Consider the following 13,636-nt stretch of genomic DNA (forward strand, 5'->3'; position numbering starts at 1 on the left):
TGAAAACCGCCGCACGCCGGGGCACGCAGAGATTTCGAACAGCGCCCGCCCACCGCGGGTTTGTTATTCAGTGAACGTAAAAGTCACTTTAGTGTTGCGGGCCGGTCTCCGGGCTCGCGAGGGGCAGGGCTTGCGCCGAAACCTGCAAGCATCACCTTCCCATGCCGTGTGACGGGCACAGTGGATTTGACGCTTCACTCGCTTACCGTTGCGGGGGCAGCACCGGACTGACATGGCTTTAGAGTAAAGCACATGATTCACCGGTTTCCCGTTTCACCCTGTGAAGGGCACCCGTAACAAGGCGTGTAGGAGAGCATGGGCGGGGGCGGGGAGTCAATTGGCAGGGGTTCTCAACTCGGAACCCGGTCGTCTGCATCGCGGGCAAGCCACGCTCCCACAAGGGAATGCGATCAACTGTGGGAGCGGGCTTGCCCGCGATGGCGTCATCCCAGCCGCCACAGAACGCGGCATGGACATTGACCCGCCCCCACACGATGCGTAGCCTTGCGCTTTCGAGGTTCTTCGGCATCTGCCGAAGCTAAGAAGGGAACGCGGTCGATGCCGCGGCTGCCCCCGCAACTGTGAACGGTGATGTTCGCTGCCACGCCACTGCAAACCCTGATCCATCAGGGTCGCGGGAAGGCGCAGCAAACGCCAGTCGAACGATTGGCACACCGTCAGCCAGGAGACCTGCCTCGATACAGATTCTCACTACAACCGGGCGGGGTGATCCGGTGGCGGAACTCTTGCGCGCGCGCACCTGCCGCTGCGATTGTCGTCCCGTATGCCCGCCACCTTGCCAAAGGGCATCCGATGAAAACACTGGCCAAACTCCCCGTCACCATCGTTACCGGCTTCCTCGGCTCGGGCAAAACCACCTTGCTACGCCACATGCTCGACAACGCCCAGGGCCGCCGTATCGCGGTGATCGTCAACGAGTTCGGCGAGCTGGGCATCGACGGCGAAATCCTCAAGCAGTGCTCGATCGGCTGCACCGAAGAAGAAGCCAACGGTCGCGTCTACGAACTGGCCAACGGCTGCCTGTGCTGCACGGTTCAGGAAGAATTCTTCCCGGTGATGCGTGAACTGGTCGCTCGTCGCGGCGACCTCGACCACATCCTGATCGAAACCTCGGGTCTGGCCCTGCCAAAACCTTTGGTTCAAGCCTTCCAATGGCCAGAGATCCGCAGCGCCTGCACGGTTGACGCGGTGATCACCGTGGTCGACAGCCCGGCCGTCGCTGCTGGCACCTTCGCTGCGTTCCCGGATCAGGTCGATGCCCAGCGCAAACTCGACCCGAATCTGGACCACGAATCGCCGCTGCACGAGCTGTTCGCCGATCAACTGGCCAGCGCCGACCTGGTGATCCTCAACAAGGCCGATCTGATCAGCGCTGAAGACCTGGCCCGTGTGCGCCTGGAAGTCGCCGAAGAACTGCCGCCAGCGGTGAAAGTCATCGAAGCCAGCAGCGGCCGTCTGCCACTGGACGTGCTGATCGGCCTCGGTGCCGGTTCCGAAGAGCACATCGACAGTCGCCACAGCCATCACGATCATCACCATGAAGGTGAAGACGACCACGACCATGACGCGTTTGACTCCATCTCGATTGAGCTGCCCCAAGCCGACGAAAGCCTGCTGATGGATGCGCTGACTCAATTGGTGGTCCAGCACGGCATCCTGCGGGTGAAAGGTTTTGCAGCGGTGCCGAACAAGCCGATGCGCCTGCTGATCCAGGGCGTGGGCACGCGCTTCGACAAGCACTTCGACCGTCAGTGGGGCGCTGAAGAAGCGCGCACCACCCGTCTGGTGTTGATCGGTCAGGCGCTGGATGCCGCACAGCTCGAAGCGCAATTGCGCGCTGCGCTCAGCGTTTAAACCATGCACCTGCTCAGGACCCAGCCCGGCGGTTTCGTGTCGGATGACAACATTGCCGACCTTGGACAAACCCCCGCCGAGCTGGTGATCCTGTGCAGCGGCGATTCCAGCCTGGCGTTGCTCGCCGAAGCGGCGCAGCAGTTGCCCGACGATTACCCGAGCGTACGCCTGGCCAACCCGATGCAGGTGCAGAATCACGCCTCGGTCGATCTATACGTCGACGAAGTACTGCGCCACGCCAAGGTAATTCTGATCTCGCTGCACGGCGGCATCGCCTATTGGCGTTATGGCATTGAGCGTCTGGTGGAATTGTCCGAGCGCGGCGTGCAGCTGATTCTGGTGCCGGGGGACGATCGGCCGGACCCGGAACTCAGTGACCTGAGCACCGTCACCGCGCAAGACCGCGACCGGCTCTGGCACTTCCTGCGTCAGGGCGGCATGGCCAACGCGCTCGACCTGTTTCGCTGCCTCGCCAGTCGTTGGCTCGGCCGCGACTATCCATGGTCCGAGCCGCAAACCCTGCCACGCACCGCGATCTATCACCCGCAAAAAAGCCCCGCAGAACTAAGCGATTGGCAAGCCGACTGGCAAGCTGATCAGCCGGTGGCGGCGGTGCTGTTTTACCGCTCGCATTTGCAGGCGGCGAACACCGGTTTCATCGATATTTTCTGCCAGCGTTTGCAAGCGGCGGGGTTGAACCCGTTGCCGATTGCGCTGGCCAGTTTGAAAGAGCCCGGCTGCCTGATGGTGGTTGAGGACCTGTTGGATGAAGTGGAGGCGGGGGTGATTCTCAACACCACCGGTTTCGCCCAGTCCAGCCCCGAAGCGCCGCACTTGCGGCCGTTTCGCCGCAACATTCCAGTGATCCAGGCGATCTGCGCCCAAGACAATGAACCCGGTTGGCGCGCCAGCGAACAAGGCCTCGGGCCGCGGGATCTGGCAATGCACATCGCGCTGCCGGAGCTGGACGGGCGGATCATCAGCCGGCCGATCAGTTTCAAGGATCTGGCCTGGCGCAGCGAGCGCAGTCAGTCCGACGTGGTCTGCTACCGGCCGCAACCTGAACGCATGGATTTTGTCGCTGAACTGGCACGGCGCTGGATCGATCTGGCGCGAGTGCCTAACGGCGAAAAATGCATCGCTCTGATCCTCGCCAACTACCCGACGCGCGATGGGCGCATCGGCAATGGCGTAGGCCTCGACACACCGGCTGCGGCATTGAACATCCTGCGCGCCCTGCACGCCGAAGGTTACCCGCTGCCGGCCGAGTTGCCGGACAGCGGCACCGCGCTGATCCAGCAATTGCTCGGCGGCGTCAGCAACGACCTAGACACCCTCGACCAGCGTCCCTGTCATCAAAGCCTCGCGCTGGACGACTACAACCTGATGTTCAACGCGCTGCCCGAGGCCAATCGCCAAGCCGTGCTGGAACGTTGGGGCCCCCCCGAAAACGACCCAATGTTCCGTGGCGGACGAATGATGGTGGCCGGTCTGCGCTTCGGCCTGACCTTCGTCGGCATTCAACCGGCCCGGGGTTATCAGGTTGACCCGAGCGCGGTGTATCACGACCCGGACCTGGTGCCGCCTCACGGCTATCTGGCGTTCTACTTCTGGTTGCGCAACACCTACGGCGCTCACGGCGTGATTCATGTGGGCAAGCACGGCAACCTCGAATGGCTGCCGGGCAAAGGCGTCGGGCTGTCGGAAAACTGCTGGCCGGATGCGTTGCTCGGGCCGCTGCCGAACATCTATCCGTTCATCGTCAACGACCCGGGTGAGGGCGCCCAGGCCAAGCGCCGTACACAGGCAGTGATCATCGATCACCTGATGCCGCCGCTGACCCGCGCCGAAACCTACGGTCCGCTGCGCAATCTCGAATTGTTGGCCGACGAATATTACGAAGCGCAATTGCTCGATCCGCGCCGTGCCCGGGAACTGCAGCGCGACATTCTGCAATTGGTGCGCGACACGCACATCGACCGCGAACTGCAACTGGACGAGAAGCTCGACAGCGATGCCGATGTGGCGATCTGGTTGCCGCGCCTGGACACGTACCTGTGCGACTTGAAGGAGTCGCAGATCCGCGATGGCCTGCATGTGTTTGGCGAATCGCCGGTCGGGCGGTTGCGCATCGACACCTTATTGGCCTTGCTGCGTATTCCTCGCGGCGATGGTCGTGGGGCGCAATCGAGTCTGTTGCGGGCGTTGGCCAAGGCGTTCGAGCTGGGGTTTGATCCATTGGATTGTGCGTTGGCCGAGCCGTGGACCGGACCACGTCCCGTGGAACTGCAATCGCTTAACGATGAACCCTGGCGCACCGCCGGGGATACCCGTGAACGCCTGGAGCTGTTCGCCACTCAACTGATTTCGCACACGTTGAACCAGCCTCAAGCCCAACCCGGCCCACAGGAGGGTGGTTGGTCGGAGGTGAACGCCATCATCGATAGCTTGCGCGAAGTCGTTGCCCCACGCCTGGACGCCTGCGGCCCGGCGGAAATGCGCGGCTTGCTCGACGCCCTCAACGGCCGATTCGTCCCGGCCGGCCCGAGCGGCGCGCCGAGTCGCGGCCGGCTGGACGTGCTGCCCACTGGGCGCAATTTCTATTCGGTGGACGTACGCAACCTGCCGACCACCACCGCGTGGCGCATTGGCTTCCAATCCGCGAACCTGATTCTTGAGCGGCACTTGCAGGACCACGGCGATCACCTGCGTCAGCTCGGTCTGTCGGTCTGGGGCACCGCAACCATGCGCACCGGCGGCGACGACATCGCCCAGGCCATGGCGCTGATGGGCGTGCGTCCGGTCTGGGCGACCGGCAGTCAGCGGGTTGACGACTTCGAGATTCTGCCGTTGAGTCTGCTGGACCGCCCACGGGTGGACGTGACCTTGCGCGTCTCCGGATTTTTCCGTGATGCCTTTGCCAACCTGATCCGGCTGTTCGACGCAGCCGTGCAAGCGGTCGCCGCGCTGGATGAACCGGACGATCTCAACCCGTTGGCGGCCAAGGTCCGCGCCGAGCGGCAAGCGCTGCTGGAGTCCGGGCTGGATGAAGAAGCGGCGCGGCGGCAGGCCGGCTGGCGCATCTTCGGGGCCAAACCGGGGGCTTACGGCGCGGGCGTGCAGGGCGCCATAGACGGTCGCTTGTGGCAAAGCCGTGAAGACTTGGCCGAGGTTTACCTGAACTGGGGCGGTTACGCTTACGGCGGCTCCGATGAAGGCACCGCCGCCCGCGAACAGTTCGCCCAGCGTCTGAGCCAGGTGCAGGCGGTGCTACAAAACCAGGACAACCGCGAGCACGACTTGCTCGATTCCAACGACTATTACCAGTTCCAGGGTGGCATGCTGGCGGCCGTCGAAAGCCTCAGCGGTGAAGCGACGGCCAGTTATCACGGCGATCACAGTCAGCCGGACTTGCCGAAGATCCGCACGTTGAAGGAAGAGCTTAACCGGGTGATTCGTTCCCGCGCGGCCAATCCGAAATGGATCGACGGGGTCAAGCGCCATGGCTATAAAGGCGCGTTCGAACTGGCGGCGACGGTCGATAACCTGTTTGCGTTCGACGCCACCACGCAGTTGATCGACGATCATCAATATGCGTTGCTGGCAGACGCCTATTTGCTCGATCCGGCGACCCGGGAGTTTGTTCGCGAACACAACCCCCACGCCTTGCGCGACATGACCGAGCGCATGCTGGAGGCCCAGCAGCGGGGAATGTGGAAAGAGCCGGGCGAGTACCGCGAGGCGCTGGAGAATTTGTTGCTGGATATAGAAGAAGACGGCTAACCGGATCGTTCCCACGCGCAGCAAAGGAATGCGGCCCGGGACGCTCCGCGTCCCAAGAGCCGAACGCGGAGCGTCCGTTGAGGCATTCCCACGCAGAGCGTGGGAACGATCACACCACCGACCACAATGAGTAATGCCACATGACCGACACCCCCCATTTCCCACTCTCCGCCGTGGTCGGCGCCGACGACTTGAAACTCGCGCTGTACCTGACCGCCATCGACCCGAAAATCGGTGGCGTGCTGATCGAGGGCCCGCGCGGCATGGCCAAATCGACCCTGGCCCGAGGCCTGGCGGACCTGTTGGCCAGCGGTCAATTCGTCACCTTGCCGCTAGGCGCCACCGAAGAACGGTTGGTAGGCACACTCGATCTTGACGCGGCCTTGAGCGAAGGCCGCGCACAGTTCTCCCCCGGCGTACTGGCCAAGGCCGACGGCGGCGTGTTGTATGTCGATGAAGTCAATCTGCTGCCCGATCACCTCGTGGACTTGCTGCTCGACGTGGCCGCCAGCGGCACCAACCTGATCGAGCGCGACGGGATTTCCCATCGGCATTCGGCGAAGTTTGTGCTGATCGGCACCATGAACCCGGAAGAGGGCGAGCTGCGTCCGCAACTGCTCGACCGCTTTGGCTTGAACGTCGCCCTCAGTGGCCACACCGCACCCGCCGAGCGTGGTCAGATCATCCGTCGCCGACTGGATTTCGACAGCGACCCGCAAGGGTTCTGCGCCGAATGGGAAAGCCAACAACACGCACTGCGCGAGCGTTGCCAAAAGGCGCGCTCGGCACTGGCGAGCATTCCACTCGACGATGCCGCGCTGGCGCAGATCACCGAGCGTTGTTTTGCTGCCGGCGTCGATGGCTTGCGAGCCGATCTGGTCTGGTTGCGCGCGGCACGGGCCCACGCGGCATGGCGGGGCGCGACCGCGATCAGCGAGGACGATATCGACGCGGTCGCTGAATTTGCCTTGCGCCATCGTCGTCGCGAACACTCGCCACCGATGCCGCAACAATCCCAGGCACCGCAGCCGCCCTCTAACCAGAATCCCAACCCAAGCGAAGGTCAGGGCCAGTGGGGCGAAATGCCCGCCCAGGCGCTGCCGGTCGGCGCTCGACGTGAAGTGCCGAGCTGGCCAAAAAAGCCCTAGGCATTCGCCCTCGATCAGACGCGGGGGCGAATGCCAGACCCCGCGCAGGACGGCTGGATCACGGTAAACAGGGCAAGCGTCACGCCGCCCTGAGCGGTTCGATCAATTGGCCCGGCACCTTGCTCAATGGCCGACCGCGTCAACGCGATGATGTGTTGTTTCACCTGCGCACCCGCAGTCCTCATGAATTATGGCTGGTGATCGTCGATGCCTCGGCCTCGACCCGGCGTCGTCAAGCGTTGAGCGATGCCAAGGGCTTGCTGGCGCAACTGTTCGACGATGCCTATCGACAGCGTGCGCGCTTGGCTTTGCTGACCGCCAGCGGCCATGTGCCGACGTGGCAGGTGCAAGGTTTGAAAGCTTCCGCTGGCTTGCGCGACTGGCTCGAGGGGCTCGGTGCCGGCGGCGGCACACCGGTGCTGGCGGCATTGGGCGAGGCAGGGCGTTGGCTGTCGGCACGGCAAAAGCGCTTTCCGGCAGAGCAGCAACGGCTGCTGCTGGTGACGGATGGACGGCTGAAGGAATGGTCAACGTTGCCGGCGCTGGATTGCCCGGGGTTGCTGATCGACATCGAGCGCGGACCGATTCGTCTTGGCCGGGCAAAGGTGTTGGCGGCGCAATTGCAGGTTGATTATCGACATATCGATGAGCTGATTTCTGGTTGAGTTTTGTGCTGACAGTATTGACCCCATCGCGAGCCTGCTCGCGATGGCATCACCTCGGAAACGGATAATCGCAGCTCATCTGCATCGCTGCCCTATGCTGCTGTAAGCAAGCCAATCACAGGAGTGACCCATGCGTGTTCTAGCCCGCAATGACCAGGACGATTTTCGCGTCAAAGCCTACGCTGGCACCAACGGCGTGTTGCTGGCGATCGATCTGGCCGAACCCCGCCGCAAAGGTCTGCTGGGTTTCGCCATCGAAAAACAGCAAGGCAGCAAACCCTGGCTGTTTCTGTTCAACAGCCTGACCTTCCCCGGCAAGGCTCATACATTCCCCCAGTTTCGCGCCACCCCCAGCGATACCGCGCCGTTGCAGAAATTTCGTTGGGCCGATTACGCGGTCAATCCGGGTGTGACGATCCATTATCGGGTTCACCTGGCCTACGGCACCGCCGATGCGCCGCAGCTGGGTGAGTTTCTGGAAGTGACGCTCACCACCGACAATGGCCTTCCAGCGGGCCAGAACGTCATCTTCAACCGGGCGGTGGCCGCGAGTCAGGCCTTCCAGCGCAAGTTCGCCGACCTCGATGCGCTGCTCAGCGCCAACAAGAAACTGCCCATCGAAGCCTGGCCCGACGCGCCGCGGCAATGGCTGGAAAACGGTCTGCTCGCACGCTTGCTGGGGTTCATCGAGCGGGCCGAGGATGGCCAGTGGGCGCTGGACATCGCGATCTACGAATACCAGTTGAAGGTGATCGTCGATGCGGTGAACGCTGCCTTCGAGCGCGGCGTGAAGGTTCGGGTTCTGTACCACGCCCAACCGGACGAAGACACCACGGCGCTGAACGAAGCCAGCCTGGAAAAAATTCCGGTGGCGAACAAGCGTGGGCGGGTCACCCACAACATCTTTCACAACAAGTTCATGGTCCTGAGCCGACTCGACGCAGCGGGGCAGCATCAGCCCGAAGCGGTACTCTGCGGCAGCACCAATTTCACCGCCAACGGCGTTTATCGTCAGGCCAATGTTGTGCATGTGCTGGACGATGCTCGGATCGGCGCCAGTTATTTGCAAACTTTCGAGCAAGTCTGGGCCACACCGGCGGACGTCGGCGCTACCCGGGAATGGCTCACGGAAAACAATCCGATGGAGCCGGACCAGGCGCTGTTCGCCGGCTTCTCACCGCGCTCTGGCCAGGGCGACTTGCGTGAGTTCGTCGAAATCATCAGCGCCGCGAAAAAAGACCTGCTGTTTGTCACGGCATTTGCCTTGCCGGACGAAGTGCTCAACGCGTTGCTCGGCCAACCCCACGACGACATCTTGCGTTACGGCCTGCAAAACACCGCGAGCCGCATCACCGGTTTCCACGCCGACCGCACCGCCCAATTTGCCGCCACTGCACTGCTCAACACCGGCCTGGAAGGCTGGCTCAAGGAAAACATGAAGGGCCAGAAGGGCAACCTGCTGGTGCACACCAAAGCCATCGTCGTCGACTTCACCACCGACACACCGACCATCATCAGCGGCAGCCACAACCTCAGCGCCGCAGCCAGCAACGGCAATGACGAGAACTACCTGATTATCCGCGGTGACACCGACCTGGCCGATCGTTATGGGCTCGAGCTGCTGCGCTTTTACGAGCATTACCGGTTCCGCTACTTCGCAAAAAAACTGGCGCTCAAGCAAGTCCGGCCGTTGGCTCCGGATGACAGCTGGACCGATGATTATTACCTCCCGGGCGATCTGCGCATGCTGTCGCGGTTGCGTTTTGCCGGACGATAACAGCCCGGCAAGGAGGGGAACCTGTGGGAGCGGGTTTGCTCGCGAAGGCGATCACCCAGACGACTCAAACATGACTCATCAAACGTACATTCAACAGCTCCCGTGCCCGAGGCGCGGTGCATAAAGTGCTGAAGGTTTTCTGCAACCACGGCAAGTCATGGCGGGATTTGCGGGCAATCTGTTTGGGCCTGAGCTTGCCGATGTGCTTTTTGAAGTTTTCTTCCAGGGTTTCCCGGGTTCCAATTCCTTTGAGTTTCTTCAGCAACTTCCCGTCCTTGTAGAACAGCACAGTGGGTGTGCCGGTGACTTCCGGATGCCTGGGCGATTCGCCGGTATTGAGCATGTAGATTTGCGCGTGATGCCGATAGGGCTCTGCAATCTGACGGAAAATCGGCCCGGCCATTTCGCAGGCGGGACAGTGTTGGCTGCCGAAATACAGAATCACCGGGCGCCAGGTTTTCAGCGCCTTGCGGTAGACCGCAGCCATGGTCGGGTGGGTGGTCATCGAGCTCATTGAAATCTCCTTTTCAAAGACTATCGAAGGCCTGTTGACGTTAAAGGAGGCGAGCAGGTGGGTCTACTGTCAGAAATTACAGGTAGGGCTCTGCTTCATTTTGAATCGCTACGGCTTCAGATGTGGTGCAAGTACTCGAGCGTTGTGTCCCACGGTAGCGTTCTCTTATTTGTGCGTTTCGTAACGCCTTCCTCGCGCTCATGCGCATCCATCTGATTCAAAACACTTTTCAATTCCCCGAGATTCCCCCCACAACCTGTGGCACACTTTCTGCTGTCTATTCCGTTGTTACATACCTAGTTCCGGTATAGCGGAATAAACATGACCCTGGAGTGCTTGCCATGCAACGCCGACCTTCTTTGTTTAAAGCGTGTGTTTTCGTTCTCGCGGCTTCGGCCGCTGTCATGGGTGTCGCCCAAGCGGCAGACAGCAAGCTCGACAGTGTGCTGGCCCGTGGGAAGTTGATTGTGGGCACGGGCAGTACCAATGCGCCGTGGCACTTCCAGGGAGCGGATGGCAAGTTGCAGGGTTTTGACATTGATATCGCGCGGATGGTGGCCAAAGGGCTGTTCAACGACCCGAGCAAAGTCGAATTCGTGGTGCAGTCGTCCGATGCGCGGATTCCCAATCTGCTGACCGACAAGGTCGACATGAGTTGCCAGTTCATCACCGTGACCGCCAGTCGTGCCCAGCAAGTGGCGTTCACGCTGCCGTACTACCGCGAAGGCGTGGGCCTGTTGTTGCCGGCCAACAGCAAGTACAAGGAAATCGACGACCTGAAAGCCGCCGGCGACGGTGTGATCGTGGCGGTGCTGCAGAACGTGTACGCCGAAGAACTGGTGCATCAGGCGCTGCCCAAGGCCAAGGTCGATCAGTACGACAGCGTGGACTTGATGTATCAGGCGGTGAACTCCGGCCGTGCCGACGCTGCCGCCACCGATCAGTCGTCGGTGAAATACCTGATGGTGCAGAACCCCGGTCGCTATCGCAGCCCGACCTACGCCTGGAGCCCGCAGACCTATGCGTGTGCCGTCAAACGCGGCGATCAGGACTGGCTGAACTTCGTCAACACCGTGCTGCATGAAGCCATGACGGGCGTTGAGTTCCCGACTTACGCGGCGTCGTTCAAGCAGTGGTTCGGTGTAGACCTGCCGACCCCAACCATCGGTTTCCCCGTCGAATACAAATGATCCCGTGAGAGCGGGGCGGTTTTAAATCGCCCCGCTCAAGGTACTGCTGACCATGAACTATCAGTTGAATTTTGCCGCCGTCTGGCGCGACTTCGACACCTTGCTGGCGGGGCTCGGTCTGGGGCTTGAGCTGGCGCTGGTGTCGATCGCCATCGGCTGCGTGATCGGCCTGTTGATGGCGTTTGCCTTGCTGTCAAAGCATCGGGCATTGCGGGTGCTGGCGTCGGTGTATGTGACGGTGATCCGTAATACGCCGATTCTGGTGTTGATCCTGTTGATCTACTTCGCGTTGCCAAGCCTGGGCATTCGTCTGGACAAGATCCCGTCGTTCATCATCACGCTGTCGCTGTATGCCGGGGCGTACCTGACCGAAGTGTTTCGCGGCGGGCTGCTGAGCATTCCCAAGGGGCTACGTGAAGCCGGCCTGGCTATCGGGCTCGGTGAGTGGCAGGTCAAGGCGTACATCACCGTGCCGGTGATGCTGCGCAACGTGCTGCCGGCCCTTTCGAACAACTTCATTTCGCTGTTCAAGGACACCTCGCTGGCGGCGGCGATTGCCGTGCCGGAGCTGACCTATTACGCGCGCAAGATCAATGTCGAGAGCTACCGGGTGATCGAAACCTGGCTGGTGACCACAGCGCTCTATGTTGCGGCCTGTTACCTCATTGCCATGATGCTGCGTTACCTCGAGCAGCGTCTGGCGATTCGCCGATAGGAGGCCCCCATGTACGAATCCCCCAGTTGGTTGCATGAGTTATGGGTGGCGCGGGAAGTCCTGTGGCAGGGTTTTCTGGCCAGTGTGCAGTGTTCGGCGCTGGCGATTTTGTTGGGCACACTGGTCGGCATCGTTGCCGGTCTGGTGCTCACCTACGGCACGGTCTGGATGCGCGCGCCGTTCCGGTTTTACGTCGACATCATTCGCGGCACGCCGGTGTTTGTATTGGTGTTGGCCTGCTTCTACATGGCGCCGGCATTGGGCTGGCAAATCAGCGCATTCGGGGCCGGTACGTTGGGGCTGACGCTGTTTTGCGGCTCCCACGTCGCCGAGATCGTGCGCGGTGCATTGCAAGCGCTGCCCAGTGGCCAGATGGAAGCAAGCAAGGCCATCGGCCTGACGTTCTACCAGGCTCTGGGCTACGTGTTGTTGCCCCAGGCATTGCGGCAGATCTTGCCGACCTGGGTCAACTCGTCCACCGAGATCGTCAAGGCCTCGACGCTGTTGTCGGTGATCGGCGTCGCCGAATTGCTGCTCAGCACTCAGCAGATCATCGCCCGGACGTTCATGACCCTGGAGTTTTATCTGTTCGCCGGTTTGCTCTTTTTCATCATCAATTACGCCATCGAATTACTCGGCCGGCACATTGAAAAGCGGGTGGCCTTGCCATGACACAAGCTCAAGTTTCGACACAGAATCAAGCGCTGCTGGACATCCGCGGCCTGCACAAACAATACGGCCAGCTCGAAGTGCTCAAGGGCGTCGACTTGACCCTGCAGCGCGGCAATGTGGTCACGCTGATCGGCTCCAGCGGCTCGGGCAAGACCACGCTGCTGCGCTGCGTGAACATGCTCGAAGAGTTCCAGGGCGGGCAGATTCTGCTCGATGGCGAATCCATCGGCTATCACGAGGTCAATGGCAAGCGTGTGCGTCACCCGGAAAAAGTCATCGCCCGTCATCGAGCCATGACTGGCATGGCGTTCCAGCAATTCAATCTGTTCCCGCACCTCACCGCATTGCAGAACGTCACCCTCGGCTTGCTCAAGGTCAAAAAGCTGCACAAGGATGAAGCCGTGGCGCTGGCGGAAAAATGGCTGGAGCGGGTTGGCCTGCTGGACCGACGCGATCATTACCCCGGTCAGTTGTCTGGCGGCCAGCAACAGCGCGTGGCGATTGCCCGGGCGATTGCGATGAACCCGAGCCTGATGCTGTTCGATGAAGTCACCTCGGCCCTCGATCCGGAGCTGGTGGGCGAAGTGCTGAACGTGATCAAGGGCCTGGCCGAAGATGGCATGACCATGCTGCTGGTGACCCACGAAATGCGCTTTGCCTTCGAGGTGTCAGACAAGATCGTGTTCATGAATCAGGGGCGGATCGAAGAGCAGGGGCCACCCAAGGAACTGTTCGAACGCCCGCAGTCGCCGCGTCTGGCGGAATTTCTCAAGAACACTCGCTTTTAACCTTTTCAATCAGGAGAAACACCCATGAGCATTACTCGTTACGGCACCGGCAGCACCGCCGGTGGCGGCCAGCCCCGTCCTTTCGCCCGCGCCGTCGAAGCCGATGGCTGGCTGCACGTGTCTGGCCAGGTGCCGGCGCTGGATGGTGAAATTATCGTGGGCGGCATTGTCGAGCAGACTCACCAGACCATGAAAAACCTGATCGCGATTCTGGAAGAGGCCGGTTACGGGCTCGAAGACGTGGTCCGTACCGGCGTGTGGCTGGAAGACCCGCGGGATTTCTGGAGTTTCAACAAGGTGTTCTCCGAGTACTTCAAAAGCGAACACGCACCGGCGAGGGCCTGCGTACAGGCGAGCATGATGGTCGATTGCAAGGTTGAGATTGATTGCGTCGCGTACAAGAAAAAGGCCTGAGTTCCGACACCGATCGTTCCCACGCTCTGCGTGGGAATGCATCCCGTGACGCTCTGCGTCACGCTCGGAAGCGGAACGCGGAGCGTCCCTGGCGG

The 13,636-nt window shown here is 61.4% G+C and carries 11 protein-coding genes and 2 riboswitches; of the genes, 10 read left to right on the forward strand and 1 reads right to left on the reverse strand.

Features of this window, described 5'->3' with window-relative positions:
• Positions 1-81 precede the first annotated feature (81 nt).
• A riboswitch (cobalamin riboswitch) is annotated at positions 82-310 on the reverse strand.
• Between the two features lie 188 nt (positions 311-498).
• Positions 499-713: riboswitch (cobalamin riboswitch) on the forward strand.
• A 100-nt stretch (positions 714-813) separates the two neighbouring features.
• From cobW to MMG91_RS06025, 5 genes are all read left to right on the forward strand, one after another.
• Entirely contained in the window at positions 814-1,875 is a 1,062-nt protein-coding gene (cobW, locus tag MMG91_RS06005; RefSeq protein WP_305445817.1) for a cobalamin biosynthesis protein CobW, read from the forward strand.
• Positions 1,876-1,878: 3 nt separating this feature from the next.
• Complete coding sequence (gene cobN, locus MMG91_RS06010) at positions 1,879-5,658, forward strand: cobaltochelatase subunit CobN (protein ID WP_310659045.1); 3,780 nt, start codon at positions 1,879-1,881, stop codon at positions 5,656-5,658.
• Between the two features lie 140 nt (positions 5,659-5,798).
• Positions 5,799-6,806 carry an ATP-binding protein gene (locus tag MMG91_RS06015; RefSeq protein WP_305445815.1) on the forward strand — a complete coding sequence of 336 codons (1,008 nt, stop codon included), beginning with the start codon at positions 5,799-5,801 and terminating at the stop codon, positions 6,804-6,806.
• Positions 6,807-6,925: 119 nt separating this feature from the next.
• Positions 6,926-7,471: a VWA domain-containing protein gene (locus MMG91_RS06020; protein ID WP_305445814.1), complete on the forward strand. Its 546-nt coding sequence runs from the start codon at positions 6,926-6,928 to the stop codon at positions 7,469-7,471.
• Positions 7,472-7,601: 130 nt separating this feature from the next.
• Complete coding sequence (locus tag MMG91_RS06025) at positions 7,602-9,248, forward strand: phospholipase D-like domain-containing protein (protein ID WP_310659046.1); 1,647 nt, start codon at positions 7,602-7,604, stop codon at positions 9,246-9,248.
• 64 nt (positions 9,249-9,312) lie between these two features.
• Here MMG91_RS06025 and MMG91_RS06030 read toward each other — a convergent pair whose 3' ends face one another.
• Entirely contained in the window at positions 9,313-9,762 is a 450-nt protein-coding gene (locus MMG91_RS06030) for a thioredoxin family protein (protein ID WP_310659047.1), read from the reverse strand.
• A gap of 341 nt (positions 9,763-10,103) precedes the next feature.
• Here MMG91_RS06030 and MMG91_RS06035 point away from each other — a divergent pair, with 341 nt between their 5' ends.
• From MMG91_RS06035 to MMG91_RS06055, 5 genes are read left to right on the forward strand one after another with little or no spacing between them, the layout of a single operon-like run.
• Positions 10,104-10,952: a transporter substrate-binding domain-containing protein gene (locus tag MMG91_RS06035; protein WP_305445811.1), complete on the forward strand. Its 849-nt coding sequence runs from the start codon at positions 10,104-10,106 to the stop codon at positions 10,950-10,952.
• Between the two features lie 52 nt (positions 10,953-11,004).
• The gene (locus tag MMG91_RS06040; protein ID WP_105341167.1) at positions 11,005-11,667 is read left to right on the forward strand and encodes an amino acid ABC transporter permease; all 663 of its coding nucleotides are present in this window, start codon (positions 11,005-11,007) and stop codon (positions 11,665-11,667) included.
• A gap of 9 nt (positions 11,668-11,676) precedes the next feature.
• Positions 11,677-12,339 (forward strand): amino acid ABC transporter permease, encoded by a 663-nt coding sequence (locus tag MMG91_RS06045; RefSeq protein WP_310659048.1) that lies wholly within the window; start codon positions 11,677-11,679, stop codon positions 12,337-12,339.
• The gene (locus tag MMG91_RS06050) at positions 12,336-13,127 is read left to right on the forward strand and encodes an amino acid ABC transporter ATP-binding protein (protein WP_305445809.1); all 792 of its coding nucleotides are present in this window, start codon (positions 12,336-12,338) and stop codon (positions 13,125-13,127) included. The genes MMG91_RS06045 and MMG91_RS06050 overlap by 4 nt, the downstream gene beginning before the upstream one ends.
• 24 nt (positions 13,128-13,151) lie before the next feature.
• On the forward strand, positions 13,152-13,541 hold the full coding sequence (locus MMG91_RS06055; RefSeq protein ID WP_123356725.1) for a RidA family protein: 390 nt from the start codon (positions 13,152-13,154) through the stop codon (positions 13,539-13,541).
• The last annotated feature ends 95 nt before the right edge of the window (positions 13,542-13,636 follow it).

The sequence above is a fragment of the Pseudomonas sp. JL3 genome, assembly GCF_031570575.1.
In the GTDB taxonomy this organism is placed as follows: Bacteria; Pseudomonadota; Gammaproteobacteria; order Pseudomonadales; family Pseudomonadaceae; genus Aquipseudomonas; species Aquipseudomonas cucumis.